Genomic DNA, 26,522 nt, shown 5'->3' with positions numbered 1-26,522 from the left:
TCGCTGGCATTCATGTTGATGTGGCTACCGATGTATTGTTGAACGCGAAATGTACAGCAAAGATCAACACGCCCTAAATATGTTGAATAAGCGATTTCGGTCTCTATCTAGTGATAAATGCACATTCGCGTACATTATTAATGTGATCTCGATCGGCTAAAAGAAGGCGTTCTTACCATAGTATGCTTACTTGATTTTAAGTGAGGCTAAATCCGGTTGCGTTCAATTACGTAATTAGGCTTTAGAAGTAGTATGAGTACATTAGTTGCGATTTCATTAACAACAGGTATTTTGTCAGGTCTTTGGGGATGGATAGCTATCGCTTTCGGCTTATTGTCATGGGCAGGTTTCTTAGGTTGCACCAGTTATTTTGCTTCGCCAACAGGTGGCGTAAAAGGATTGGCAGGTAGCTTATTAACCAACATGACGGGCGTATTCTGGGCAATGGTGATTATCGAAAGCTCAACCTTCGCAGGGCTAGAGATTTTAGGCTATGTGATTACTGCTATTGTCGCTTTCTTTATGTGTATTCAAGCAAAACAAGCGTGGCTAGGTTATATCCCAGGAACCTTCATTGGTTGCTGTGCGACGTTTGCTGCAGGTGGCGATTGGCAACTTGTAGTACCATCTTTACTGCTTGGTGGTGTGTTTGGATACTTGATGAAAGCAACAGGGCTATGGCTTCACGAGAAATCGACTCAATCTTCGGAAGTTGTTGAACAACACGCTAAACAGGCAAAGGCTTAATAAATACGTTAATAAAGCGATAGTTTAGTCACTGTGAAACCTTGCAAGATCACCCCCAATTAATTTGTATACCGATTTATACAGGCACACCACTTGGTGTGCCTTTTTTGGTTTTGGTTACTCTAAAAATACGATGATCTTAACTGCAGAAGAACTTATACCGTCTATCAGAAAAGCTAAAGGTTTAGGTGTTCCCGTTCGCCATGGTTATCACTCGTTTTAGTGTCCATCTTAATAACAGCGGAATACACTCTTGCCCGCGATTTTCGCAATGAGAGACAATCGCCAACGCAAGATCGGGCTTAGCGTGTTTCTTGAGTACTCTTGCCACCACTTTCTTTGGGGGGATAGGGTGGTCATACGGGATCTTGACCATGTCACGGAAAAACTGTTCAAATCCATTCATATACAAGTAATGCTCAATGTCTTTATCTGGTAGTTCAGTGAGGCGATGCCGCTCTTGATCGTTACCAAGTTTGGACAATACCGTTGCTGCATATTTTTTGCCTGCTGCATCACCATCGGTGACCACGTGCCAATCGATGCCAAACTCTTGTGCGACTTTAATCAGCGCTTTAAGCCCCGATTGAGCAAACTCGATAATTTGTACCCCTTCGGCTGCAAGGTTATAGCCACATTGATTCGCCAATTCATTAAACAGCCAAACTTCGGTTTCACCTTCTACCAATAGCCAGCAGCGTGCAAACAGAGCACCAGAGCGGTGGAAGCGAATATGAAAGCCGATACGTCTGAGTTCATCTTTGCTGAAGTGATTCATATTCAGTTGATTAGCGATGGTTCTATCGGATTGGCGAACCAAGCGCCGAATCGATTGCAGTGGCACAGCGGCGAGCAGTTCACCACTGTTGGTGGTCAGAATTTTTTGCATCGGGAGCTTTTGCATCAAGCTCCACGCTCTCGCGAGGTGAGTAGGGTGCAGGCGACCTTCTGGATCTTCAAGGATCAACAGTGGGCGTGCGCAGCGTCTTAAGTCTGTCGGCCCCTTGGCTTGTAGGTAAGCATTAAGTAACCCCATGAATAGTAAGCGAGTTTGCTTGCTTTTGGTCTCCTCAACAAGTTGATGAATACTCTTGTCGTTTACGCCTGCAGAGTAAAGTAAACCATCACGTGGTTTGCGAGGATTATTGCGCGATGTGCTCTTAAATGAAAAGTAGTGCTCAATCAGGTTTTGCATTGACTCAAGGCTACTGCGCATTTCCCCTTTATTAACGTGACCAGGAATCGCCATCAGTCGCCTACACGTATTGTCGATGCGCTTTTCTATTCTGGTCTGATGGCCATTACCATTGTTGTTGTTGTTGGCGTTAGTCCCATTTTCGTTATTGATGACTTTGCGCTGGAAAGGACGTTCAAAACGTCTTGCATCACGCAGGCGAATGACCGGATGCAGCGTCATTAATTCTTGAGCCATTTTTTCTGAGTGATGAAGTTTGAGTGGGTCTCCCTCTCTATCTAAGAAGGCATAATGAGTCGTTATCTCATATTGTTCTAATGTTGCGCTGATTCGGTAATAGATTCGATAGACACCGAACTCGTCTTGAATCCAGATAGGTTTGAGCTTGCGGTAACGACCTGCATTTAATTCGCTCTTTTCGTTGGCTTTGAGGACCAGAATAATTTGAAGATGCTGAGACTGTGGGTGTGAAACCGAGTAATCGACATGAAAATCGGTCATTTCAAAGTGATATGGCACACCGTCTGAAGGAAGAACGACGGAAAGGGCATCTAGTAATGAAGACTTACCCCAAGTATTTTCACCAATAAGCGTGGTTAGATCGTCAAACGCGAGTGACATGCGCTTGATACCTCGAAAGCCAGAAATCTCGATTCTTTCTAGTTGCATAGGCTTACTCCTAACGGAAGGCTCTGCTAATTCTTTGAAAGCTAACAGATATCTTTAATCATAATCGAAAAATACGTATCCGGTATGCTTAAGGGTCACAAAATTCATTCTTTATTTATTTGCGATAAAGTTCGATTTTTCGCTAAATCGAGTATTTTTTTGCAGTGCAGTTTCATAAAATTCACGATTCTGTCATGATTCTCGACCTAGTATGAAGGGACAAAGAGAGAAGAAAATATGACTAAAAAGAATAAGCCGACAAAAATAGTGTTGGCACACATCAATGACACCCACTCATACTTCGAACCAACCTCATTGCAGCTATCACTGAAAATGAACAACCACATCATTGAACCTTATGTCAGTGCTGGAGGCTTTGCTCGAATTTCAACGCGCTTTAAACAAATAGAACAAGATGCCCAGCGCCAAAAGGTTGGAACCCTGTTCCTGCATGCTGGGGACTGCTTTCAAGGGACTTTGTACTTTTCTCTGTTCAAGGGGAAAGCCAACGCCGATCTGTTGAATGCGCTTAATATTGATGCCATGACGCTTGGCAACCATGAATTAGACATGGGCAACGAACCCGTTGCGATTTTCGCGAAAAGAATCCAATTTCCTCTGTTAGCGGGTAATTGGAACCTATCCAATGAAGATATCAATAAAACTCATACCTTAGCCGACAATCCAATCGTTAAGCCCTACCTAACCGAAACCAAAAGCGCTGCGTTCATAACCAAAGAGTTTGATGGTGAGAAGGTCGCTGTATTTGGTTTAAGCATTGATAAAATGGCTGGCATTGCTAACCCAGATATCGATACCCCATTTGAAAACGCACTCGCAACCGCAAAAGCCACTATTGAGCAGATCCACCAAGCCGGCGTCAATAAGATTGTGTTGCTTAGCCACCTCGGCTACGATGCCGATCTCGAACTGGCTGCTCATGTGCAGGGTATTGGCGTGATTGTGGGCGGGCATAGCCATCGCTTGCAAGGGGACTTTGCTGATATTGGATTGGCGAAAGACGATGACTACGGCGTAAAAATTGGCGACACCTATGTTGTGCAAGCCGGTTTCCACGCATTGAGCCTAGGCCACTGTGAAATCGAGTTCGATGCTCAAGGCAAAGTGACGCACTTTAACGGTAAGAACGAACTGTTGTTGGGTCGTCGACTCTTTATTGACGCGAAACTGAGTGAAGTCGGGCAAGACGATGCTCACGAGATGGCGTGTGCGTTTTTAAATAATCATCAGAATATTGCGGTATGCAAAAAAGATCCTCAACTGCAAAGCATTCTGACCGATAAATACCAGCCTAGAGTTCGCAAGCTTCAGCAACAAGTGATCGCGCATGCAAATACCAAGCTGCGTCATGTACGTATCCCAGATGAACAAGGCCCGAGCCAATTGGCCCCCTTGGTGGCTCAATCGTTCCATTATTTGATGAACAAGCGTGGTCATCAGGTCGATTTTGCTATCCACAACTCGGGTGGTGTAAGAAATTCACTGAATAGCGGCGATGTTTCGGTTGCCGATATTGCAGGGAAACTGCTTCCGTTTGCCGTGCCTATCGGCGTGTATGACATCAAAGGTAAAACGATTGCCGCTATGCTTGAAGGGGCTATCAACAATGCGCTAGATAATGGCGTTGTCGGTACTGGCTCTGGCAGTTTTCCTTATACGCATAACTTGAAATTTTGTTATCACAAACAAGCACCTCTCGGGCACCGTATTCATCACCTTGAAATCCACTCTGAAGAGGGGGGTTGGCAGGCAGTTTCGCGTGAACGTGTTTATCGCGGCGCATCGTCGGCCTATACCATGAAAGGGAAAGAAGGTTATAACGCGGTCTTGAAGATGATCGGAGATGGCATTGTCACAACCGACTCAATGGCAGACTGCTTCATTACGTTTTTACAAGCCCATCCCGAGTCATTGCAGCAGCATCAGCCGATGAACTGCCTAACCTGTTGCAATTAACACAGTGGACACCGTGGTCGTTTGATCTATCGCGCGCGTATGATTTATAAAGTTGGCACTTTTTATGCTTTATCCAGCAGGGTAGATTCCTCTGGAGAGAAGCATGAAAAACAAAGATTGGTTAGATGCGGTCGCGGTGGTAGGCTGGATATCGGTTTGGTCTGCTTTGGTTTACTTAGTACCGACGGCTGGTCTATAGCGCCCACGACAGGCTTATAGCGCCAGCGCTTTATGTGCCTGATATTAAACCTAGTGTTTGATATTAATTGCTTGTATTAGCTGTCTGTAGTCGTCAGTAGCAAAGACGTGGAACGTTTCTCTTTGGCGCTTTTTAAATTTATCTAGACGAAACACAATCAGATGATTATGATCCACGCGTTTGGGGAGTAGTTAGCGCAAGTTTACATGTCGTCATCTCGTTAGGCCAATAGCCTATCCGGTATGTAAAGGTGAAATCCCTATTTCACTTCAACGAGACCAACGCACTTACAGTCAAGATCCCTGTGGAGATTGATATGTTTTGTTTGCGGAAGGTCTTATGACAGTTCGTCCGCCCGGAGGAATAATGAACTCGACTCAATCTCTGTTATCCACAAATAGCGAATCCTTTTTCTCATCGCCAATCATGACTATGTATGCGAGCTTTTTTCTGCTGACGGTGATTCTTGTCTCTATTGATATCTATCAGACTCGTGGTGGCAATGTCACTATCAAGAAAGCGGCAATCTGGAGTGTTTTCTGGTTTGTTCTTGCGTTTTTGTTTGCAGGTTCTATCTACCTATTTTGGGACATTTATGCGCCCAATAGCGACTACACAGCGCAAAAAGCAGCAGTGGCATTTATCACGGGCTATCTACTAGAAAAATCACTGAGCGTCGACAATCTGTTTGTTTTCGCGATGATCTTTGCTCAATATCAAGTCCCGGAGCAGCTCAGACCTAGGGCGCTTCTGTGGGGCGTGATTGGTGCTTTAGTGTTGCGTGCGGTTATGATCGCGCTCGGTGCTCAGCTGTTGGCGCAATACCACTGGGTGCTTTACGTGTTTGCCGCTTTCTTGATTGCGACAGGTATTAAATTGGCGTTGGATAAAGTCGAAGAAGAGAGCGTCAACACGCTACCTGAGAAGCTACTGCGCAAAGTTATGCCCGTCAGTGACGACTTTCATGGTTCTGCGTTGATGATAAAGCAAGGCGCTAAATGGATGTTAACGCCCATGACGTTAGTGATTGGGGTGATTGCCGTGATGGACGTTATGTTCGCGCTAGACTCTATTCCTGCTATTTTTGCTGTCACCCAGCAACCATTCTTAGTACTTGCGGCGAACGTGTTTGCGCTGCTTGGTCTGCGTTCGTTGTACTTCGTGCTGCAAGGCATGATGGATAAGTTCATCTACTTGAAGCCAGCACTCGCTTTCATCATGGTTTTCATTGGTGTGAAAATGCTATTGGTTGAGAGTGAGTGGGCTATTGCCACTTCTTGGTCGCTGGTCGTTGTGGTTGCGACGATGACCATTGCGGTGTTTGCGTCAATTTATGCGAAGAAGCCAGACGCTGAATCCATCAATTAAGCCAAATATAACTTATCTAAAATCCATCAAGAAACACCTTGATAGTGGATGAGTAAAATTATTTTTGTAAAATAAATGTGACAATTCAGGCTTTGCTGTGAGGTTTATTTGTACTAAATGCGTGATTAATACGCTCTGTTGAATTTTGATTCACAAAGTGTGCATATCTATATTTGACCTTGTTAAGTATTTGTTTTTATTAGAAAATCTAATCTGACTTTTTAGTTTTAGTCATTTTTTAACCTGTAAATATTCATCTACTATTATTGCCATCAAAACAAACATTTAGACCAATTTATAGAGAGGCAATCATGGCTCAAGCAATGCAAGTGAATACTATCGCTGTTCCTAACTCTATGGATAAGAAGACCTATTCGGTTAACTTCAAAGGATTGATTGCACACATTTTCGATATTCTTTTTGTAGACAACTCACCACGCAGTTACAACGCCAGTGATTTATCTAGCCATATGCAGCGTGATATCGGTCTTAACCGTTAATCTCCGCATAATCGTTAGTTTTAGCACAACCGTTGATCTACATGTGGCTATCTAGCAGTTAGCAGCACAGAATGTAAAAACGCCGGCTTTAAATGCTGGCGTTTTTGTATTGGTAACAAAATGCTAGAGGGGACTTTTGTTGCTTACACAAGAAAGATCGTGGTTGAAGTAAGAAAGATCGTGGTGAAGCAAGAAGCGAGTCGTTAGAATAAGCGAGTTCATGACTGAAATAGATTCGCTCTAAGCTGAAACAAGACACAAGAGGCGAATTCATTACGTAATACGGCTGAAATACGTTAATATAGCGCGCTATTATTTTAGCTTTGAGTTCCTGCAATTAATGACTAACACCACAACACCAACCAACTTTTCTGATCTTGGCTTAATCTCACCTTTGATGGCTCGTTTAACTGAGCTTGAATACCAACAGCCAACGCCAATCCAAGCGCAAGTGATTCCAAGTGTGTTAGCAGGACGCGACCTCATTGCTGGCGCAAATACCGGCTCAGGTAAAACCGCTGCCTTTGCACTGCCACTGTTGCAGCAGATCCACCAAGATGTACCTTTAGACCGCAGAGCAGGTAAAGGTAACTTTGTGTCTGGCCTTATTTTGGTGCCGACTCGTGAGCTTGCTAAGCAAGTCGCGGATAGCGTGAAGTCTTACGCGGTTCACTTTAACGGTGCGATCAAAACCGTTTGTGTTTTCGGTGGTGTGTCAGTCAATGCTCAGATGCAAGCACTGCGTGGCGGTACGGATATCTTAGTGGCAACGCCAGGCCGTTTACTGGACCTTATCTCAAGCAACGCTATCAAGTTAGACAAAGTAAAAACCTTGGTACTTGATGAAGCTGACCGCATGTTAAGCCTTGGCTTTACCGAAGAGCTGGATGCTATCTTAAAGTTACTGCCAAGCAACAAACAAACCTTGTTGTTCTCAGCGACTTTCCCTGAGCAAGTGCAGGCGTTAACCCATGAACTGCTTAATGATCCCGTTGAAGTTCAACTGCAGAGCGCGAATGCAAGCACACTGGTTCAACGTGTCTTCGAAGTGGAAAAAGGCCGCAAGACTGCACTGTTAGCGCATCTTATTCAGCAACATCAATGGCGACAAGCGCTGATCTTCGTTAATGCAAAGAACAGCTGTGAGCACTTAGCTGACAAGCTTTACAAACGCGGCATCATCGCGGAAGTCTTCCATGGGGATAAAGGGCAGGGTTCACGTACTCGTATCCTAGAGGATTTTAAATCTGGCGAGATTGATGTTCTTATTGCAACCGACATCGCAGCCCGTGGTCTCGATATTGAGAAGCTTCCTGTTGTGATCAACTTCGATCTACCACGTAGCCCATCTGACTACATGCACCGTATTGGTCGTAGTGGTCGTGCGGGTGAGGTCGGCCTTGCATTATCGTTAATCGATCACGAAGATTACCATCACTTCAAAATCATCGAGAAGAAGAACAAAATTCGTCTTGATCGCGAACAAGTTGAAGGCTTTGAAGTGGATGAAGCAGCAACCGCTGAGCTTATCGCTGCCTTAAAACCGGTTGCGCCACCTGCTGGCACAGGTAAAAAGAAGAAAAAGAAAAAAGCACAGAGTAGTCAGGATGTTTGGTTGAGAAATAACTAAACCGACAGTGAATCAAACGGTGCCACCTTGGCGCCGTTTTTGTTTGCTGGTTATCGCTTTCTGGCTTATTTCTTTTAGCTATTGTCGACAATGCTAAGCTTCGAGGCCCATACGACATCAATAGCCCACTCAATACGAAGGGTTACATCCTACATATGAGATTCCTTGATAGAGCCATTAACGATTAAGCTAACTTGTTTTTTGTAATTGGGTAAGTCAGTGGTTGTCGATCTTAAAAGAATAGGATGGTTGTCATTACTGATACTGTTTGCTCATAAGGCGTCCTATGCGGCTGAGTTTGATGTATTGGGGCTTGATGACGAGCTGACCGACAATGTTGAATATTACCTAACCCCTCTGGCCGATGTGCCTGCTACGCAACTCTCAAAAAATAAGCTAACGAGCTTGGTTAATGATGCGCTAAATCCGTATGGTTATTACCACCCACAACTGCAACTTGACATCAAAGATTCAAAATCAGCCAAACTGCATATCGACAGTGGACCCGTGGTCATCATTGCGCGTTCAAATATCGCTATCAGTGGTGAAGCGGCCACCGATCCTGACTTCACTCTATTGTTGGAAGAGACCCCTTTAGCGTCTGGCGCTCCTCTGCGACACGCGGAATATGACCATTTGAAGCAAGGTATTCTCTCTCTTGCGCAAAAAAAAGGTTACTTAGACGGCAAGTTTACGGCGTCAACCATCGAGGTTATCCCAAGCCAAAACCGAGCGAATATCGATCTGCAATTTGTCAGTGGACCGCGATATAAATTTGGTGTCTTAAGCGTCCCTGATGATGGCGTTGATCCTAAGCGCATTGAACAGATTGCCACCTTCAAACGAGGCGAGGGGTTCGATACGATCAAGCTGGGTGAGTTTCAAGCGCGCTTATCAGAGACTGGTTGGTTTAAAAGTGTCTATGTTAAGGGGGACTTTAATGAGACAGGCGAGGAAGATCGAGAGATCCCAATAGAGCTGATTGCTGAGCCAAGCTCGAAGAACATCGTACAAGTCGGTGGTGGTTACTCGACCGATCTTGGCTTGCGTGCGTCGTTAAATTGGACCAAGCCTTGGTACAACCGTCAAGGGCACAGCTCAGAAGCTCAAGCGTATTTATCGGAACAAGAACAGTCACTACTGCTTAGCTATAAAATACCGACACAGCAGGTGACCACGGACTACTACGGTGTTCAGTTTGAATCGAAGCACACCGACTATCGCGATACCCAAAGCTTCTCCAACGATTTGACCTTTGAAAGGTATTGGCAGCTCGACAGCGCTTGGCAAAGCTCAGTGTATTTAAAATACCTTCGAGAGCAATATAAGCAAGCCTCTGAAGAGCAGCTATCTCAATTGTTGTTACCTGGTATTAGTTTCTCACAGGTTGATCGTAAGAATGACCGACTTGAAGTGAAGCACCGCCATATGTACTCGCTTGAAGTGTCTAACTCACATCTGTTTTCAGATTCGAATATCCTGAGGATTGAAGGTAACAGCGTACTTTCGTGGGATATTAGTGATTCACAAAAGCTCCATTTTCGTTCAAACGTTGGCATCAACTTCGCGGACTCTTTATCGGATGTCCCATCATCGCTGCGTTATTTTGCAGGTGGCGATGGTAGCTTAAGAGGTTATGACTATGAGTCCATCTCCCCTAAAGATGAAAATGGAGAGTTAACCGGTGGTCGCTACCTGTTGACAGCGGGGCTGGAATACCAGCATCAAGTCTACCGCTCAATATGGATGGGGATCTTTTTTGATGCAGGTGATGCCTTTGATGAGTACATTGATGTTAAGCGTGGTACGGGTGTTAGCCTGATTTGGAACTCGACATTCATGCCAGTCAAACTCGATTTCGCGTATGGATTAGATGCGCCAAAAGGCGATGAATTCCGTATTCACTTCTCATTAGGTGCGCAATTCTAACCTATAACTCTGAAATTTATGATCGCTACCTAACCGAGGTTAATCTGGTGTCTGCCCAATTGAGCCTGTAAGTGAATCTAATAGCGTGGTTATAGCTTTGGGCATTAGACCTAGACCCTAGACCCTAGACCCTAGACCTTACAGCTCGAACTCTCCGTCCATTTTTCTAAACAACCAATCGGGTAGTTTGTTCCATGAACTGTAGTTAGGGTTCTTAGTCTGTATTTGCTCACCTGAAACCCAAGTCGTCTTGCCTGATTCATCACGCGACACAGCCCAGAACAATTCCTCTTTCTGACGCGTTAAATAGTGAATCACTTGCTGGGCAAACGCTTCGCTGTCGATCAGTACCCCTAGCTCGACATTCAAAAAGTCCGACCTTGGATCGAAGTTAGATGACCCAATATACGTGACACGTTGATCGAGAATCACCGTTTTGTTGTGATAGTAGGTATCGACATGGAAGTAGTGATCATCATGAATGGCTTGGCTCTTGTATTCCAATATGTTGACGTTTTTATCGAGTAAGGTTTGACGATGTTTCTCATAGTAAGCTGGAATAAAACCCGAATCATTAGAAGCTGAAGAGTTCGTAATCAAGGTGACTTCGGCTTGCTGCTGTATTAATGCATCGATAAACACAAACTGGTTATCGCTTGGTATCATGTAAGGCGTAGAAATCACCGCTGCTGATGGTGAAGGCACCTTTTGCTTCATTAAGTGCTCTGTACGTTGACGAAAGTAGGGTTTGTTGTCATTAAGCTTCTTCAGTGAGTCGAATACTGGCGTGACAGAAGCCGAAATGAAACTCGGTTGGTCTAAGTGCTTTATTTGATTCTCGACTTCAGAAATGATCAATGCTTTATTTTTCTTGCCTTTGTCCAACGCTTTGCTGAATGCTTGGTATTGCTCCATTTCTTTGATTTTAATGCGTTCTTGAATTGGCACTACATGCTCGCTGCTCCACAACGCTTGGTAATTTCGGTCGAACGCAGCAATCACGCCACCTTTAAACAGCACATCCATATCAAAGAAATTGGCGTTTTCACTGTAGCCAAAGTAGTCATCACCGATGTTGCGTCCACCGAGGATCATCGATTGGTGGTCGACGTTGAAATATTTTTCATGCAGTCGGTTATCTAGCTGTTTTTGGTTAGTCGAGAAGTTAAACGCACGTCCTATCCAGCCAGCTTTACGTGAATCAAACGGATTGAACAAACGGATTTCAATGTTTGGGTGCGAGTCTAGATCGGCCAACCATTTATCGTTAAAAACCAGTAGGTCATCTAAGGTTAGGCGGACGCGTACATCACGATCCGCCGCTTGCTTTAGCTCGTTTAGAAGCATCAAACCTAGCGTGTCACGTTCCCAAGAGAAGTAAGTCATATCAATCGAGTGTTTGGCTTGGCGCACCAGCTCAATACGACGTGCAAAGGCTTCGGGAGCTGTCGGAATTAGATACACCTCAGCTTGGTGTTCTGTACTTTGCCAGTTAGCTTCGAAGTCAGGTTCAACATCGGGGTATGATTGGACACATCCTGTGACCAAAGCAATCAACATCATTATGCATGCTGTTTTAAGTTTGCTAAGTGTCATAGATTAACCTGCGTTTGAACGTAAAATTTGGATATAAAAACGGCCAGCGAGCTGGCCATTACAGTAGGAGGAGTGTTGAGTACGCTTAATTTAGGTACCACTGCCAAGGCATAAGAGCTTGATCTTCTAGGCCGGTTAAGCGACCTTCACTAAGCTTTGGATCAACTCCTGGGTTTGTGACATAGTCCCAGTTGAAGGTAGTACTGTTTTCGCTGAATCCTGCATCATCAATTACAAGCACATTGTCGGCATCGCTGTATTGGTAGTTCTGGAACAATTCATCGCTAAACCAAAGACGTGACATTTCATTCATTAGTGTTTTTTCCTTGCTTGATGGATGCACTTCACTGCCATCAAAACGCATGGCTTTGTTAAAAACAAACGGCAGTTCTGAACCGTTGCATGCACCGCTAATACAGCCGATGGTTTTGAACAGGTCTAGAATAGAGAGAGCGCCATATTCACCGTTTTCATCTTTCGCCGTATTGTAGTTCCACATGTTAAAGCTTGGTTTGTGGTTAAAGTGATATAGCGTTGCTTCTACCTTACTGTTTGCTGCCATATAACGCGCTGGACCATTGAACAAGGTGTCATTTAGCAAGGTTTTAAATTGCTTCATGTTGTCAAGAGCGCCACCTAAGCTAGCTTCTGAGTTAGGGTTAAAGTCAGTTAGAGCCAGAATATCTTGGGTTTGCTGGTGGCTCGTGATGTCAACAATATTAACCAAGCAACCTACGGTACCCGCAATATCACTGGTATCAATGCATTTAGTCATTTCAACTAAATCACCTTCTAGTTTGGCACCATAAAATAAACCCGTTACTGCGCTGTAAGCGCTGCTTGGTAATACAAGCTCTGCTGAAACTTCATCACTTGCTTGCTCTGATAGTTTTTGCTGCAGAAGAGCGACGTTGTTTTCATCTTCTAACCAGTTAACCATCGCTAGAGCTAGCTTTGCTGGATCTTCATTAGTAAGCAGTTCTGGTTCATCATTTGGTAATAACTCGATGACAGTCGGAATTAAGAACGTAGTGGTAAAGAGCATGCCAAAGCTGTTCGCTTCATGTGCATTTTCACCTAGGACAGTTGGTACTGATAGGCTCGCTTGCATTGGTGATTCTGCTGATTCACTACAGCTACCAAGAATACTAGTTTTTTCACACAATATGTACGGAGCAAAAGGCATCAGGTTTGACATTGGAGTCTCGTCTGCTGTTGGGCTCAGAATTGGAATTTGCAAGGAGCCTAACAACCAATTTTTTAGCTGTTCAATACCATCCAAAGCTGTTTCTTGTGATGCCATGATCTCGTCGAGCGAAGTGTCTGCTGTAAAGTTCTTACTGCGATCTTTTGCCACGCCATAACTAGGATACTCAAAGCCATAAGGGTTGCTCTGCATGATGGCTCGCTGGAAATATTGACCTGCGATATCTTCATCTTGCTGTAAGAAACCAATAGACATAGCACCAGAACCTTGACCCATAACGGTTACGTTTTGAGCATTACCACCGAAATCAGCAATATTATTGTGTACCCACTCCAAGGCTCGCTTTTGGTCGCCTAGGCCATAGTTGCCATCTTCGTTCGCGCCCTTAATCCATTGAGTCCCTAGCTGACCAAGTCGGTAGTTAAAGCTCACATAGATGAAAGGCTTGCCATCATCGCTTCCTTGAGCAACTACGGTATCACCGTGAACAAGTGCTTCAGAACCTGAGCCATATTCAAAGTCACCACCGTGAATGAATACATAAACCGGTAGATCTGCATCAGCATCAACGCCTACTGGGCGCCAAATGTTCAGGTTTAAACAGTCTTCGCTTTGAACTTGCTCAGTAGCACGAATTTGCGGACATGCATCACCAAACGAAGAGGCATTAACGATACCCTCAGAATTCGCCAGATCAGTTAAGTCAACAGTGTCACTGTGCTCAAAACGCTTTGCGTCGGCATACTTAATACCTTTAAAGGTCTCAACAGAAGCCAGTTTGTCGTCTTCGGTATTTGATGTAACAACCAACTCTTCTTTGGTCGCGTCAATCATAACATCGCCGATTGGAGCAAGAAGCGGTTCAGCGGGTGCTGGAACTAACGGTTCTGGTTTGTCTGGTAAGGGAACGGTAGGCTCTTTATCAGTACCGCAAGCCGCAAGTAGCATTGAGATGGTCACAGCAAGAATTGATCGTTTGTTGAGTTTCATTATTATGTCCACAGTTTTTGTTGTTACCAAACCAGCAACTTCGTGCGCTATTGTCGACAGTTGTCGTGCTTGGATATATATCATTTTTTTATAGGATGTATATTAAAGGCATTATTACGATTGATGGAATCGCATAAGTAGGACGCTGCCCTACCAGAGTGGTCGCGACCACTCTTTGCATTATTGGGAGCTAGAAGCGATAGCCAAGGTTCAGCGTTAAAGACGAGCGAGTTTCACCCTTGTTGTACAACATGGTCATGTTGTAGTGCTTGCCAAACTGTTTGTTGAATCCCGTTAAGAATGCCCATTGGTTGATGTCAACACCCACGTCGTAATCAAACTCAATGTCGCCCGTTTTAACCGTACCTTGCATGCGTGAATTTAGCCCTTGGTACTCTGCGCCGACGAAAAATTGAGCGCGGTAATCCACCAATTGGTAGCCAAGCATAGGTTGAGCGGTAATAATGCCGTCGCCCCAGTTATCCAATCCCTTTAGACGTGTTTGTGAGTAAGTACCCGTAACTGAGGCAAAAAACTCTTTATAACCAACAGACAATGTGGTGCCCACACCGCGTAAATCGTATTCAAGATGCAGTGGCACATTGAGGCGGCCACGGTCACACAACATTGATATGCCTTCACAAAGCAGGTCGCCTGAACCGGGTAATTTGTCGTTGAGCTTGTCTTGTAGGTATTTACCTGCCGCGCCGGTATAAGAAGCATCAACATTAGCATCAACATTGACCTTTCCGATATAGCCGAACACATTCCAGAATGGCAGAATATTCACATCCCCACGGATTGAAAGGCTTTCTGCGTTAACCGTTGCAACACTGTCTTCAGGGTCGAACAGATCGTTCAAGCGTACACCACCAATCACGTAATCGGTCATTGGGATGTCCATGTCTTGATTACGGTAGGCAACAGAAATACCAAACGGTAGTGGTAAATCGATACCTTGACGACGCACCATGTCACCCATTAATGGGAATACGCGATCTAGCTTTACGCTCACTTCTTTCATGCGAGGGTCAGAGACTTCTTCTAATCGATCGGCATGCAGCACATTAACGCCGTTGTCGTCTTCATAAATCGCAACCGGTTCAACCACACTGGTCATGGTCATCGGCTTCTTTTTCGACGTACCGACAACATTGGTTGTCTTACGTTTAATTACGATTTTACCTGAATCTAATTGAGAGAAATCAATAGTTTGGTAATAGGTGTCGACTTTGGAATCGCCATTCATAAATGACTTGTCGTTGGTGATCACCATGCGTTTTGGTGTGCCGTCAACAAGCTCAATATCAACGTTCAAAAAACGGAAATAGGCGATGTCTTGTGGTAAGCCATATTTCGAATAGTTGAAGCTGATGGTCACATCGCCGTTGTCTTTTTCTGTGACTCTCACTGACGATGGATCGAAGCTTTCTGCGTAGTTTCTTAGGCGATACTCTATGCGGGTAAACTCTTCAATTTCATCGATCAGTTTTTCGTTTTCATTCAGCTCTTGCGGGTTGTATTTGATGCGCAGATCAATGTTACCTTTGCTGTCGGTGTTTTTGATCAGATAAACTGATGAATCGCGAATCTCGTCGCCTACTTGAAGGGTGCGGTGCGTATGTTCAACCAAATGCTCACCTTGTACGAGAGAGCTCATCGCAAGCTTTGGCAGATCGCGGCTGATACCATATTGTTCAAATACTGCACGTCCATGAGCCATGGCTTTGGTGTAAGTTGCGGTTTCTTCTTCGGCGGAAGCAGTAAAAGTGGGAGCAGTAAGAATTAGAGCACTGGCTAACAAAGAAATAGTGTTCCTTTGTTTTAGTTTAAAAAAACTCATGACGTGACGATGTCCAATCAGGTAAGCCTCTAACCTTTGAGACTTAGCATTTTACAGTTCAGCTAGACATCCTGTTCAAGCTATTATATGCGCGTTTTAGTAATGATTCTCGGTGTGAATGCTGAAATTGAGAATGCATTGTGGCAATCAATGCGAGGATTTTAAGGTAGGAGGGGGAATTAAGTCAATCGCATATGAAGGATGTTATCCTCGCTTAGCTTTTTGGATGTTAGATGCTGACAAATGGAGCGAAAATGACAATAAAAGCCCCGAAAAGTAAAAACTTATCGGGGCTTTTATTTGGGGTACTTAGAAAATGACGCGAGTTCTGAATAGGTCGGTGAATATTTTTGCGATCATTAATACAACTAACAAATTAATGAGCATTAAAATGGGTACCACAACCGTATAAGCGGGCGTTAGATTCAGCGCACCAGAGGTGAGAACCACCAGTAGGTTGATCCCCAATACTCTGTGTATCATCAGATTAGGTGCACTGAATACCTTCCAAATAATAATGACGTTGACAAAGTAAAACAGGGCGAGTTGCCATAATTCACTCATCATCGGCATCACAAACACGTACTCCAAAAGGATGGCGGTTCCAGTACCGATTGTGCCGAAGAAGGCATGTTTAATCGCACTTGGCGGCATAGTCGGTAGCAGTGAAGACATAACACCTGCGATCATTGGAAAAATAAAGCCACCGGGTACTGGGAGATATATCCAGATCAATAACGAGGTCACGAACATGGATACGCCTTGTATTACTTTGCGACCATCTTCATTTAAGTGTTGGACAAACGTGCGACGTTCTTTGTGCCAAGTCGCATGTCTATCCAAATTGAGATTGATTCGCTCATTGTCGTCAAGCAAAGGCTGGCTTGGCGTTAATACATTGAAGTTTTCCATCCGGTCTATCAGATCAGGCCAATCTTCGGTTTGCTGAAGGTCGCCCGATGTATGCTGTGCTAGTTTATCTTGTAGGTGCGCCATTTCTTGGACACGCAAACGCCACGCTTTAATGTGTTGTTTCAAGTGATAGCTGCCTGAAAGGGGCAGGTTTAATAGTTGCTTGAGTTTGTTAATGGTTAGCGCATTATTTGCTAGTGCTTCGCTATCTATCGTATCAGGGTTTTGCATCGCCTTAATCAAGGCCGTTCGACTTGATTCAAAGTACCCGAGAAACTTCTGCTCTGAATCTGCGGGCCACAGCAAGCGAAAAACAAAGGAGAACACAGCAACCCCAAGAATGGTTTCTTGTAGACGTATTACCGCGTATTGGAAGGTGTTGGCACTATCGAAGCCCCCCATACAAGTGATAATGCAACAAACGATAAAGCCAATTGAGAACGCGTAACCGTATTTCTCATCGCTAGACATGAAAATACACACCGCTAAAAAAGCAGTCAGAAATGTCAGGAATAAGAAACGTTCTTGCGAGAACATAGCAACCAAGAAAAAGGCATAACTGACACCTAGCAAGGTGCCGAGCAGTCGGTTATGACCTTTATTGAGCGAGTGGGCGAAACTCTCATTCAATGCCATCACTGAGACAGCGATCGCGGCCCAGTAAGGTTTCTCCCATTCGAACCACAGGGCAAGGCATAGAGCAATAACAATAGAGAGCGCGACTTTGATCGCTTCTTTAGTTGAGGCACTGAACATAGAGATTACCGAGTTATTTAATTATTTTGATTGAAGCCGTCATACCAACACGAAGTTGTAAATCCTCAGGGACATGGTTTAACTTCACTTTAATTGGAATACGTTGAGCAAGGCGGATCCATTGGAAATTAGGGCTGACGTTAGGCAATAAGTCGTTACCTGTGCTGCCATCTTGTGTGGCGATACCAAAGCCAATACTTTTGATCTGTCCTTCTAGCTGAACATTGTTGTGCATCATTAAGGTCACATAAGCAGTGTCCTGAACATCGACGCCGACTAAATCTGTCTCTTTGAAGTAACCTTCAATCCAGAAGCTGTTTTCATCAATCAACGCAACCACTGGCGAGTTGGCGACCACTTGAGAGCCCTCACGCAGATTTAGGTTGGTAATATAGCCATCTGTTGGCGCATATACCTTGGTAAATTCAAGGTTCAGCCTTGCTTCTTCAACACTTGCTTTCGCGAGCAGAACATTGGCATCAGACGTTTCAACCGCATTGGTGAGGTTGTTCAAAGTCAAGATCGGCACCGCACCCGGTGTTCTTTTCTCTAAGTTAAAGGCGCGTTGCTCTTCATTCTTCGCTTTTGCAAGCAATGCTAAAGCTTGTTTCTCTGAAGCAAGGGCTTTGTGGTAAGTGGCTTCGTAGATACTAGGGTCAATCTCAAACAGAATATCGCCTTTGGAAACGCGAGAGTTATCATCGATATGCACTTTTGTTACTTGTCCTGTAACACGCGGTGTTATCGAGATAATATAGGCACTGACTTGACCATCTCTCGTCCAAGGATTGCTTGAATAAGATTGGTAATAGTTATAAATGACAGTCCCAGCTGCAGCAAAGAGTAAAAGTGAAATGAGATAACGTTTTATCACGGGAATTGCCTCAAAAAATGGTAATAAATTGGCCTATGATGCCAGAAAAAATAACGATTAAGCTCAATTCAGCTAATGCCGGGAACGCGACATACTTGTGAAGCCCTAATCGTGTTGTGATTGACCCAGTTAAGATCGTTAACATGTAAGCCAATGCGACAACCAGTAGCAACGGTGGGAAGTAAATCTCGCCCCACACGAGCTCATGCGGCATGGTGTTCATGGTTTTGCTCTCTATTTGTTTGATGGACGAGAGAATAGAGGAGATTGGTAGTTATTGATAATCGTGTTTAGAGGGTTGGATCCGTCAAAAAAACAGAACAGGCGGAATGTTGAGCGCAATTGAATGCAGTTGAATAATTTTGATATATCCATGGTTGAAATTTGAACAGTGGTTGCGGAAATTCCTCTATATAGCAAGGGAGAATGAAAGAAATTGTGTCTTTTCAAAAATAATTTATAAATTAGTAAATAAACTAAAACTTTCAAGTTATTGAAAGTAAGGGATTTTGTTGGTTTTTGCGTGATATGCTGCTCAATTAATGAGCTTTGGATGGTTTGATCCATCAAACGGGATTGAATTAAATAATCCTTTCTCACTAATATTCATCTCGAAGCAACGAGATGCTTTCTTAACTTTTGAATAATCCAACAAATAGCATGACTAAGTTATTCGTTAGATTATTTACCATTTATATATAGAATACGAGTAAATTTGTCATGGACATAATTTCTAATCTTTTTGATATGGCACCGTTTGTTGCTCTATTTATTACGCTCTCCCTCGGTTATATGGTAGGTAAAATTACCATTGGTCGATTTGTTTTAGGCGGTGTTGCCGGAACATTATTAATGGGCGTTATTATTGGACAGTTCGGTGTTAATATTGACCCAGGCGTGAAAAGTATTTTCTTCGCACTATTTATTTACGCAGTCGGTTATCAAGGTGGTGCACAATTCTTTAAAGCACTTAACTTTAGAACCATTAATATTCTGCTTTCAGCGGTTGTCATGACCGTGTCTGGCTTGCTTTGTGTATTAGCGGCAGCGTGGCTATTTGACCTAGATAGAGGTACGGCAGCAGGCCTTGCGGCTGGTGGTCTTACACAATCTGCGATCATCGGTACGGCGGGTGATGCCATTGCACGCTTAGGTGGCGTGTCTGAAGAAGCGAAACAGCTGATGCAGACCAATGTCGCTGTTGGCTATGCGGTAACGTACATCTTTGGCTCACTAGGTCCTATCCTTATGGTGACATGGGTGTTCCCAACACTGATGAAGTGGGACGTTCGAGCTGCAGCGATTGCTCTTGAAGAGGAAAATTCAGACGGCAAACGTGAACTGGCGCCTGGCGAATTTAATGCGCTAACGGCATTAGTAACCCGTGCTTTCAAAGTGAACACTGGCGATAAGCTGGTTGGTAAAACGTTATCACAACTGAACGAAACATCGCTTTCTGCTGGTATCGAATTGATTGAACGTGATGGACAAGAGCTTAATGCTGACCAGTTCACGGTACTCAAAGAGGGTGACATTGTTGTCGTGACTGGCCGCCGAAACGCCGTTAAAGCGTTGCAGTGTGATGCTCATGGCCGTGAAGTTTCTCTTCCTGAAGATTATGAAGTTATTGAAGAAAATCGCCAGCTTATCGCAGATAACCGTAAGTTTATCGGCAAATCACTTCAAGAAATCAAACAGAGCTCAAACGAAGGTGTATACCGTGGCGTTTACATTACCGATTACATCCGTGAAGGTGTATCACTTTCATTAACTCCGGATTTAGTGGTTAAGAAAAACGACATTATCCAAGTGACAGGTAACGCAAAGGATATTAACCGCGTCGAGAAAAACATCGGTCAACGTATGGGCTCAGCAACCATGACTGATTTTATTGTTCTTGGCTTGGGTATGGTTGTTGGTCTACTGATTGGTTTGATTAGCTTTAGCATTGCCGGTATTCCAGTCACGATTGGCTCTGGTGCAGGTTGTTTGATCGCTGGCTTGATCGTTGGTTGGTTACGCAGCAAAAACCCTCATGTTGCACAGTTCCCAGCAGGAGCAGCAAACTTTATTCGTGACTTTGGTTTGGCAGCGTTTGTCGGTATTGTTGGCTTACAGGCTGGCCCACAAGCGGTCGATACCATCAAAGAGCACGGTATGTCACTGCTGTTCTTAGGGGTAGCGGTTACTATTATTCCACAGATTATTTCGTTCTTTTTCTCGTACTTTGTATTGAAGATTAAAAACCCAGTAGAGGCGTTAGGTTGTGTAACGGGTGGTCGAAGCGCTAACCCAGCATTTGCCGCTCTGATGGAAAAAACAGGCAATGCAACACCAGTATTCACTTTCACAGTGACTTACGCAGTAGCCAACGTATTACTGACTCTGTGGGGACCAATTATCGTCGGTATTATCACGGTTAATGCAGGCATGTAAGAATTCAATAAACGTTTAATGATATAAACGCAGCTTAAGTTAAATACAGCTCAAGTGATATACGTACTTAAATTAAACATACTCAAATTAAAGAACCAAGACGCCTCCTTTAAATCCTTAAGAGAGGGGAGCGTCTTGCCGAAATTAAATTAATAAGGTGTCTATTATGACTACTCAAATTTCAGCAATCGATTTTTCAAAATTCGCAGACCTAAGCCCATTCGAACTTAAAGATAAACTTATCGAAGTGGCACAAACAGTTCCAGACCGCGCACTGCTTGATGCAGGCCGTGGTAACCCTAACTTCCTAGCAACTCTGCCACGTAAAGCGTTCATTCGCCTTGGTGAGTTCTCTGTTGCAGAAGCTGAGCGTAACTACGCTTACCTTGGTGGTGATTTTGGTGGTATCCCAGATGGTGTGGGTATCGTTGAGCGTTTTGACACATTCGCTCAACACTACACTAACGATAAGGGGGCTCAATTCATTGAACGTGCACTGAGCTACGCACATGACCGTTTAGGTATTGAAAAACAAGCATTCCTAAACGAATTAGTTCTGGCTTACCTAGCGTGTAACTACCCAGTACCGCCACGTATGCTGACTAACATTGAGAAAGTGGTGAAACAGTACATCGCAGAAGAGATGTATGGCCCGGTTCCAATGACTACAGATTTCGACTTGTTCGCAACGGAAGGTGGTACGGCGTCAATGACCTACACATTCCAAACAATGTTCAACAATGGCCTATTGAAAAAAGGCGACAAAGTGGCGCTCATTACGCCAATCTTTACCCCTTACCTAGAAATCCCAGAGCTTTCTGAGTATGAACTAGAGATCGTTGAACTGCGTCTTGATGAGACAACTTGGCAGCTACCAATGTCTGAAATCGAAAAACTGGCAGATACAGACATCAAACTACTATGTGTGGTTAACCCAGCGAACCCAGCGTCAGTAAAATTCTCTGATGAAACGCTAGAGAACCTGACTAACTTTGTGAACGAGCAGCGCAGCGATCTATTCATCATCACTGATGACGTTTACGGCACATTCGCGGATGACTTTGTTTCTCTATTTGCAAAACTACCGTACAACACGCTTTGTGTTTACTCGTTCTCTAAATATTTCGGCGCAACAGGCTGGCGTTTAGGTACCATTGGTATCCAACACAAAAACGTATTTGATGACACACTGCGTTCATTTAGCGAAGAGAAACAGTGCCAACTTGATGACCGTTACAAAACCCTGACTCCAGAGCCTCGTGACATTAAGTTCATCGACCGCATCGTTGCAGACAGCCGTAGCGTAGCGTTGAATCATACTGCGGGTCTGTCTCTACCACAACAAGTGCAAATGGCAATGTTTGCGTTAACTTGCCTAATGGATTCAGAAGAAAACTACAAAGCTGCATGTAAACGCATCATCCGTGAGCGCTATGTAACGCTTTACAAAAATATGGGTCTAGAAGTTGAACATAACAAAGACCGTGTGGATTACTACACACTATTAGAGCTAGACGCTCTAGGTGGCAAACTGTACGGCGAAGCGTTTGTTGAATGGTTCAAAGCGAGCGGTAAAGGTAAAGATTTCCTATTCCGTCTAGCTCACGAAACGGGCGTTATCCTACTTCCTGGTGCAGGTTTTGATACGGTAAACGCATCTGTTCGTGTTTCTTTAGCGAACTTGACTCACCACGACTACGAGCTGATTGGCCGCGCAACTCGCATTGTACTTGACGAGTACTTTACTGAATTCCAAGGCTAATATCTCGCGATAGAAAGCAAGTGTTCGCGATAGAAAGCGAACACTTTTAACACCTAAGAATAAACCTCGACCAAGTTGAGGCAATTCCGACCACATAAGCACAGTGTATGCATTATCTTCATTGTGTTTATTTAGTCGCCAATCAATATAACAAGAGTGTCCGATGAAAAGTATTATCTCAATCCAATCTCACGTGGTTTACGGCCATGCAGGCAATAGTTCTGCTGTTTTTCCGATACAGAGAATGGGGTTAGGTGTTTGGCCAATTCATACGGTACAGTTTTCAAATCACACCCAATATGATCAAGGCTGGACTGGGCAAAAGTTTGCATCAGATGAGATTCGCAAACTCATTAAGGGGCTGGACAATATCGACGTTCTAAAAGACTGTGGTGCAGTTTTGTCGGGTTATCAGGGCTGCGCTGACCAGTGTAAGGCTGTCGCAGAGTCAGTCAAGCTAGTGAAACAGCACAATCACACTGCACTGTATGTTTGTGACCCTGTAATGGGAGACCCAGACAAAGGCTGCATCGTCGATGATGGCGTAAAGACGTCGATTATTGACAATCTATTACCCATTGCTGATGTCATTGTTCCAAATCAGTTTGAGCTAACCGAGCTAACGGGCATTCACATTAACTCTTTATACGACGCGGTTACCGCGTGTAAAAAAGCGTTAGAACTCGGCCCTAAAATCGTATTAGTTAAGCACCTTCATTCGTTGTCTGAAGATGCCTTCAGCATGATTCTGGCAACACCTAAAGCCTGCTATCTAGCTCAACGACCTAAGATTGATTTTGCTAAGCAACCCGTTGGCATTGGCGATCTGATTTCAGGCCTGTTTACTGGCTGCTTAGTGAAACAAATGTCCCCTGTAGCGGCATTCCGTCACGCTCACAACGCTGTCTACGGTGTATTGGAAACCACCAAAAGTTACGGTACTTGGGAACTGCAAACTATTAACGCTCAATATGAATTTGTAGAACCAACCAGCGATTTCAATGTGGTTAAAATAGCGTAATTAATAGGCATGCAGTTTTTGAAGGGTTATATCCTACATACATGATTATTCCAACTGAGATATGTTCGTTATATTAGGTGGCAGAAAACGGACTTTATTTTAAATTTTAACTCCTGAAATAAAGTCTTAACAAGACAACAGGGATATGAGCTTAAATATGAAAAGTCGAGTTTACAGTAGTTTAATTGTTAGTTTGTCCTTGATTTTAATGGCATGCAGCTCACCTCATACACTGGACGTACGAGTTACTGAAGACAACTATAAAGACGTCGCGATTGAAGCAACACCTCCTCATGAACCATTACGTATATGGGCAAATGAGGCCCCAGATTTTCTTTATTCGGTGCACAATAACACCACGCCAATTAGGGTGAGTGGTGAGCATCTGAATATACTCGCGCTTTCGGGGGGGGGGGCTAATGGCGCATTTGGTGCGGGTGTTCTAATCGGTTTAGAGGAAACGGGGCAGTTAAAAGATTATTCAATAGTGACTGGTATTAGTGCCGGGGCATTAATAGCACCGTTTGTTTTTGTCGGTGGCGATGCATTAACTGATATGAAATCAGTCATGCTCAATATTAACGATAAAGCGATTCTCGGCAAAAAGAATTTTTTAAATACAATATTCAAAGACGCGTTTACTAATGGTGAACACTTATATGAATTTATTGCTGAGGCTTATCCTGAGTCGATGATTGATCAAATCGCTCTGAAACATAGAAATGGTAAACGCTTATTTATTGGCAGCACCCATTTTGATTCTGGAGAATTAGTGATTTGGAACCTAGGTGCGATTGCAAATAGTGACAGATCAGATAAAGCGGAACTTGTCTATAAAGTACTGGCAGCGAGTGCGTCTATTCCTGGGGTATTCCCACCTCAGTTTATTAATACCGAACTCGACGGTCAAACTTATGAAGAGCTACATGTAGATGGTGGTCTTACAGCTCAAGTGTTTTTTGATCCATCTAATTTCAATTACAAGAAGATATCTGAGGCGCTGGGTTTAAACACATCACCGCAACTTGATGTGATTCGAAATGGTGAACTAAAAGCATCTTATCATCCACTTAAAGATAAAGGTTTGGATTTGGTGGCGAAAAGCGTAAGCAGTTTAACGCTGGCGCAAACCAGAGGCGATCTTTACCGAATGAAATACATAAGTGAAGTAAATGATATTGATATGCAATTTACTTACATCGAACAAGATTTTGGATTCGCTAAACGTACTAAAGATATGTTTGACGAACATTATTTAAAAACAATTTATCAACACGGTTATTACAAAGCGACGCAAGGAAAACTTTGGGTCACTGAGCTACCATAATAAAAGGAATAGAGACAATGAAAAAAACAATTTTAGCTTTAGTTATGCTTGGTCTTTCTACGGGCGTACTAGCACAAAGCTTAACAGCGGCTGAGCAGCAACAAGTTGACGCTCAAATGCAACAAATGGAGCGTGGTCAGGAAGAAGTGGCTGTAATTATGATCGATGAAAACTCTAGCTATGCTACGGTTGAGTTTGTTGGCAAGTGGGTTGCTTCTGAGCAATACGTGTCTCATAAAGAAGCTAAGAAAATGCAACTACAACAAGTAAACAAGCACTTTGTCTACGCTAAAACAGGTGAAAGCCTTGAATCGCTAGAGCAAACAATGATGGCGCGTATTGCAGAAGATAGCCCACGCTACTTTAGTGTTGATGTTTACCGTGATTACCATGGTGATTCAGGTGACTTTAACTACCTAGCACGTATTGTTGAATACAAATAATTATTCAAAAAAAGCCGTTTACTTATGAGTGAATGGCCTTTTTTTTATTTCTACTTATAGGGTTTTTTAGCATAATTAGATAGCAATCATCCGTTCTTGTGATATCTTATGAGACTACGTAAGAAAATTAGTAGTGCATTATGAATTTTAGTATTGAACAACTACTCGCTTTTGTCACCGTTTACGATCAACTCTCTTTCAGCAAAGCGGCGGTTAAGCTCAATAAACATCGAACGACCATTGGTCAAGTGATCAGCAACCTTGAAGACCAGCTGGCGGTTAATCTCTTTGAAAGGGTCGGACGTTCAGTCAAACCGACTGAAGACGCCGATCACCTTTATCACTATGCCAAGCAAACCATTGAGCAAGCCCGTACTTTTGACAAAGTGGCACTAAGCCTCTCCTATGGTGGGCTAGAAAGCATCACCTTCGCGTACTCGAATGTTATCCCTCACGGCTTGCTGCTTGAAATTCGCAAGAAGTTGAGTAGTGACTTCCCAATGATGCGAGTGAACTTTTTAGTTCGAAATAAATCCGACATCAAACACGGGTTCCAAAGTGGCGATTACCACTTCGGGTTAGTGAATGTACATGACAGTCGCGGAATACACAGCCTAGATGCCACCTATCTGGGACATATCGAATTTCTTCCTTTCGTCAAAAAAAATGGCGCGTTTGCATCGCTTGATTCCGGTGAGCTGTTTACTGTCTTAAGAAATTCAAAACAGTTTATCTTGCGATCGCTGATTGAAGACGATATGTCTGAAAAAATCACCTTCAGCTCAGACAATGAAGAGATCGATCAGTTAGGGTTAGTGATTAAAATGGTGGAAGCCGAATTGGGTTGGGCTTTACTACCGAAAACTTTTGCTGATACTGAATTTGCACATTACGACATTGAGCCTGTTAGGGTATCAGAGATGCTGACGGGCATGAAAGTTGGCTTCTCGCTTTGGTGTCAGCACTCGAAGCAAATGGATGAAGTCAAACGATCGATATTGTCTGTTATCAAAGATTATGTCGCAAGATTACCCAGTGACCTAGCGTCATAAAATATACAGTTGTACTTCAGTCCCTCCATTTTTGTAGGGCGGCATCCTCGATATGAGAGTAGGGAAATGACGCTCGAGTCGCTATAATT

At 43.7% G+C, this 26,522-nt stretch carries 19 protein-coding genes; 12 read left to right on the top strand and 7 right to left on the bottom strand.

What is annotated here, in order from left to right; all coding sequences use genetic code 11:
• Positions 1–252: 252 nt before the first annotated feature.
• Positions 253–747 carry a DUF1097 domain-containing protein gene (locus tag Q1A70_RS06430; protein WP_299688223.1) on the top strand — a complete coding sequence of 165 codons (495 nt, stop codon included), beginning with the start codon at positions 253–255 and terminating at the stop codon, positions 745–747.
• Between the two features lie 184 nt (positions 748–931).
• Here Q1A70_RS06430 and Q1A70_RS06425 read toward each other — a convergent pair whose 3' ends face one another.
• Positions 932–2,611 carry an ATP-dependent endonuclease gene (locus tag Q1A70_RS06425; RefSeq protein ID WP_299688220.1) on the bottom strand — a complete coding sequence of 560 codons (1,680 nt, stop codon included), beginning with the start codon at positions 2,609–2,611 and terminating at the stop codon, positions 932–934.
• Positions 2,612–2,848: 237 nt separating this feature from the next.
• Here Q1A70_RS06425 and Q1A70_RS06420 point away from each other — a divergent pair, with 237 nt between their 5' ends.
• The 5 genes from Q1A70_RS06420 (at position 2,849) to Q1A70_RS06400 (ending at position 10,214) form a co-directional block, all read left to right on the top strand.
• Positions 2,849–4,588, top strand: coding sequence for a bifunctional UDP-sugar hydrolase/5'-nucleotidase (locus Q1A70_RS06420; protein ID WP_299688217.1), 1,740 nt, complete (start codon positions 2,849–2,851; stop codon positions 4,586–4,588).
• 565 nt (positions 4,589–5,153) lie between these two features.
• Complete coding sequence (locus Q1A70_RS06415) at positions 5,154–6,155, top strand: TerC/Alx family metal homeostasis membrane protein (protein WP_299688235.1); 1,002 nt, start codon at positions 5,154–5,156, stop codon at positions 6,153–6,155.
• Between the two features lie 311 nt (positions 6,156–6,466).
• Complete coding sequence (locus tag Q1A70_RS06410; RefSeq protein WP_299688214.1) at positions 6,467–6,655, top strand: hypothetical protein; 189 nt, start codon at positions 6,467–6,469, stop codon at positions 6,653–6,655.
• Positions 6,656–6,995: 340 nt separating this feature from the next.
• The gene (locus Q1A70_RS06405; RefSeq protein WP_299688212.1) at positions 6,996–8,285 is read left to right on the top strand and encodes a DEAD/DEAH box helicase; all 1,290 of its coding nucleotides are present in this window, start codon (positions 6,996–6,998) and stop codon (positions 8,283–8,285) included.
• 240 nt (positions 8,286–8,525) lie between these two features.
• A complete protein-coding gene (locus Q1A70_RS06400) occupies positions 8,526–10,214 on the top strand; it encodes an autotransporter assembly complex family protein (RefSeq protein WP_299688232.1) in 1,689 nt (562 codons plus the stop codon).
• 138 nt (positions 10,215–10,352) lie between these two features.
• Here Q1A70_RS06400 and Q1A70_RS06395 read toward each other — a convergent pair whose 3' ends face one another.
• The 6 genes from Q1A70_RS06395 to Q1A70_RS06370 all read right to left on the bottom strand — a co-directional run bounded on the left by Q1A70_RS06395 (position 10,353) and on the right by Q1A70_RS06370 (position 18,615).
• Positions 10,353–11,810, bottom strand: a complete 1,458-nt coding sequence (locus Q1A70_RS06395) for a phospholipase D family protein (RefSeq protein ID WP_299688209.1) — start codon at positions 11,808–11,810, stop codon at positions 10,353–10,355.
• A gap of 85 nt (positions 11,811–11,895) precedes the next feature.
• Positions 11,896–14,007: a carboxylesterase family protein gene (locus Q1A70_RS06390; protein ID WP_299688206.1), complete on the bottom strand. Its 2,112-nt coding sequence runs from the start codon at positions 14,005–14,007 to the stop codon at positions 11,896–11,898.
• Between the two features lie 190 nt (positions 14,008–14,197).
• On the bottom strand, positions 14,198–15,850 hold the full coding sequence (locus Q1A70_RS06385; RefSeq protein WP_299688203.1) for a hypothetical protein: 1,653 nt from the start codon (positions 15,848–15,850) through the stop codon (positions 14,198–14,200).
• A 309-nt stretch (positions 15,851–16,159) separates the two neighbouring features.
• A complete protein-coding gene (locus tag Q1A70_RS06380) occupies positions 16,160–17,518 on the bottom strand; it encodes an FUSC family protein (protein WP_299688200.1) in 1,359 nt (452 codons plus the stop codon).
• A 13-nt stretch (positions 17,519–17,531) separates the two neighbouring features.
• Positions 17,532–18,392, bottom strand: a complete 861-nt coding sequence (locus Q1A70_RS06375; RefSeq protein ID WP_299688197.1) for an HlyD family secretion protein — start codon at positions 18,390–18,392, stop codon at positions 17,532–17,534.
• 10 nt (positions 18,393–18,402) lie between these two features.
• A complete protein-coding gene (locus Q1A70_RS06370; protein ID WP_299688194.1) occupies positions 18,403–18,615 on the bottom strand; it encodes a DUF1656 domain-containing protein in 213 nt (70 codons plus the stop codon).
• A 497-nt stretch (positions 18,616–19,112) separates the two neighbouring features.
• On the opposite strand from Q1A70_RS06370, the gene aspT reads away from it, so the two are divergent.
• The 6 genes from aspT (at position 19,113) to Q1A70_RS06340 (ending at position 26,433) form a co-directional block, all read left to right on the top strand.
• Positions 19,113–20,828, top strand: coding sequence for an aspartate-alanine antiporter (gene aspT, locus Q1A70_RS06365; RefSeq protein WP_299688191.1), 1,716 nt, complete (start codon positions 19,113–19,115; stop codon positions 20,826–20,828).
• Positions 20,829–20,994: 166 nt separating this feature from the next.
• Positions 20,995–22,590, top strand: a complete 1,596-nt coding sequence (locus Q1A70_RS06360) for a bifunctional aspartate transaminase/aspartate 4-decarboxylase (protein ID WP_299688188.1) — start codon at positions 20,995–20,997, stop codon at positions 22,588–22,590.
• Between the two features lie 163 nt (positions 22,591–22,753).
• Entirely contained in the window at positions 22,754–23,611 is an 858-nt protein-coding gene (pdxY, locus tag Q1A70_RS06355) for a pyridoxal kinase PdxY (RefSeq protein WP_299688185.1), read from the top strand.
• 157 nt (positions 23,612–23,768) lie between these two features.
• A complete protein-coding gene (locus Q1A70_RS06350) occupies positions 23,769–24,938 on the top strand; it encodes a patatin-like phospholipase family protein (RefSeq protein ID WP_299688182.1) in 1,170 nt (389 codons plus the stop codon).
• Positions 24,939–24,955: 17 nt separating this feature from the next.
• Complete coding sequence (locus Q1A70_RS06345) at positions 24,956–25,381, top strand: hypothetical protein (RefSeq protein WP_299688179.1); 426 nt, start codon at positions 24,956–24,958, stop codon at positions 25,379–25,381.
• Between the two features lie 140 nt (positions 25,382–25,521).
• Positions 25,522–26,433, top strand: a complete 912-nt coding sequence (locus Q1A70_RS06340) for a LysR family transcriptional regulator (RefSeq protein ID WP_299688176.1) — start codon at positions 25,522–25,524, stop codon at positions 26,431–26,433.
• Positions 26,434–26,522: the final 89 nt, after the last annotated feature.

The organism is uncultured Vibrio sp., from assembly GCF_947488985.1.
Taxonomy (GTDB): Bacteria; Pseudomonadota; Gammaproteobacteria; order Enterobacterales; family Vibrionaceae; genus Vibrio.
The sequence above is the reverse complement of the archived record's forward strand: the minus strand, read 5'-3'. Positions and strand labels throughout refer to the sequence as shown.

Coding starts and splice junctions, on each gene's coding strand:
- Q1A70_RS06425 (WP_299688220.1), bottom strand. CDS start 2,611: ATGCAACTAGAAAGAATCGAGATTTCTGGCTTTCGAGGTATCAAGCGC.
- Q1A70_RS06395 (WP_299688209.1), bottom strand. CDS start 11,810: ATGACACTTAGCAAACTTAAAACAGCATGCATAATGATGTTGATTGCT.
- Q1A70_RS06380 (WP_299688200.1), bottom strand. CDS start 17,518: ATGTTCAGTGCCTCAACTAAAGAAGCGATCAAAGTCGCGCTCTCTATT.
- Q1A70_RS06420 (WP_299688217.1), top strand. CDS start 2,849: ATGACTAAAAAGAATAAGCCGACAAAAATAGTGTTGGCACACATCAAT.
- Q1A70_RS06350 (WP_299688182.1), top strand. CDS start 23,769: ATGAAAAGTCGAGTTTACAGTAGTTTAATTGTTAGTTTGTCCTTGATT.
- Q1A70_RS06415 (WP_299688235.1), top strand. CDS start 5,154: ATGAACTCGACTCAATCTCTGTTATCCACAAATAGCGAATCCTTTTTC.
- Q1A70_RS06430 (WP_299688223.1), top strand. CDS start 253: ATGAGTACATTAGTTGCGATTTCATTAACAACAGGTATTTTGTCAGGT.
- Q1A70_RS06390 (WP_299688206.1), bottom strand. CDS start 14,007: ATGAAACTCAACAAACGATCAATTCTTGCTGTGACCATCTCAATGCTA.
- Q1A70_RS06340 (WP_299688176.1), top strand. CDS start 25,522: ATGAATTTTAGTATTGAACAACTACTCGCTTTTGTCACCGTTTACGAT.
- Q1A70_RS06405 (WP_299688212.1), top strand. CDS start 6,996: ATGACTAACACCACAACACCAACCAACTTTTCTGATCTTGGCTTAATC.
- Q1A70_RS06410 (WP_299688214.1), top strand. CDS start 6,467: ATGGCTCAAGCAATGCAAGTGAATACTATCGCTGTTCCTAACTCTATG.
- aspT (WP_299688191.1), top strand. CDS start 19,113: ATGGACATAATTTCTAATCTTTTTGATATGGCACCGTTTGTTGCTCTA.
- pdxY (WP_299688185.1), top strand. CDS start 22,754: ATGAAAAGTATTATCTCAATCCAATCTCACGTGGTTTACGGCCATGCA.
- Q1A70_RS06385 (WP_299688203.1), bottom strand. CDS start 15,850: ATGAGTTTTTTTAAACTAAAACAAAGGAACACTATTTCTTTGTTAGCC.
- Q1A70_RS06370 (WP_299688194.1), bottom strand. CDS start 18,615: ATGAACACCATGCCGCATGAGCTCGTGTGGGGCGAGATTTACTTCCCA.
- Q1A70_RS06345 (WP_299688179.1), top strand. CDS start 24,956: ATGAAAAAAACAATTTTAGCTTTAGTTATGCTTGGTCTTTCTACGGGC.
- Q1A70_RS06360 (WP_299688188.1), top strand. CDS start 20,995: ATGACTACTCAAATTTCAGCAATCGATTTTTCAAAATTCGCAGACCTA.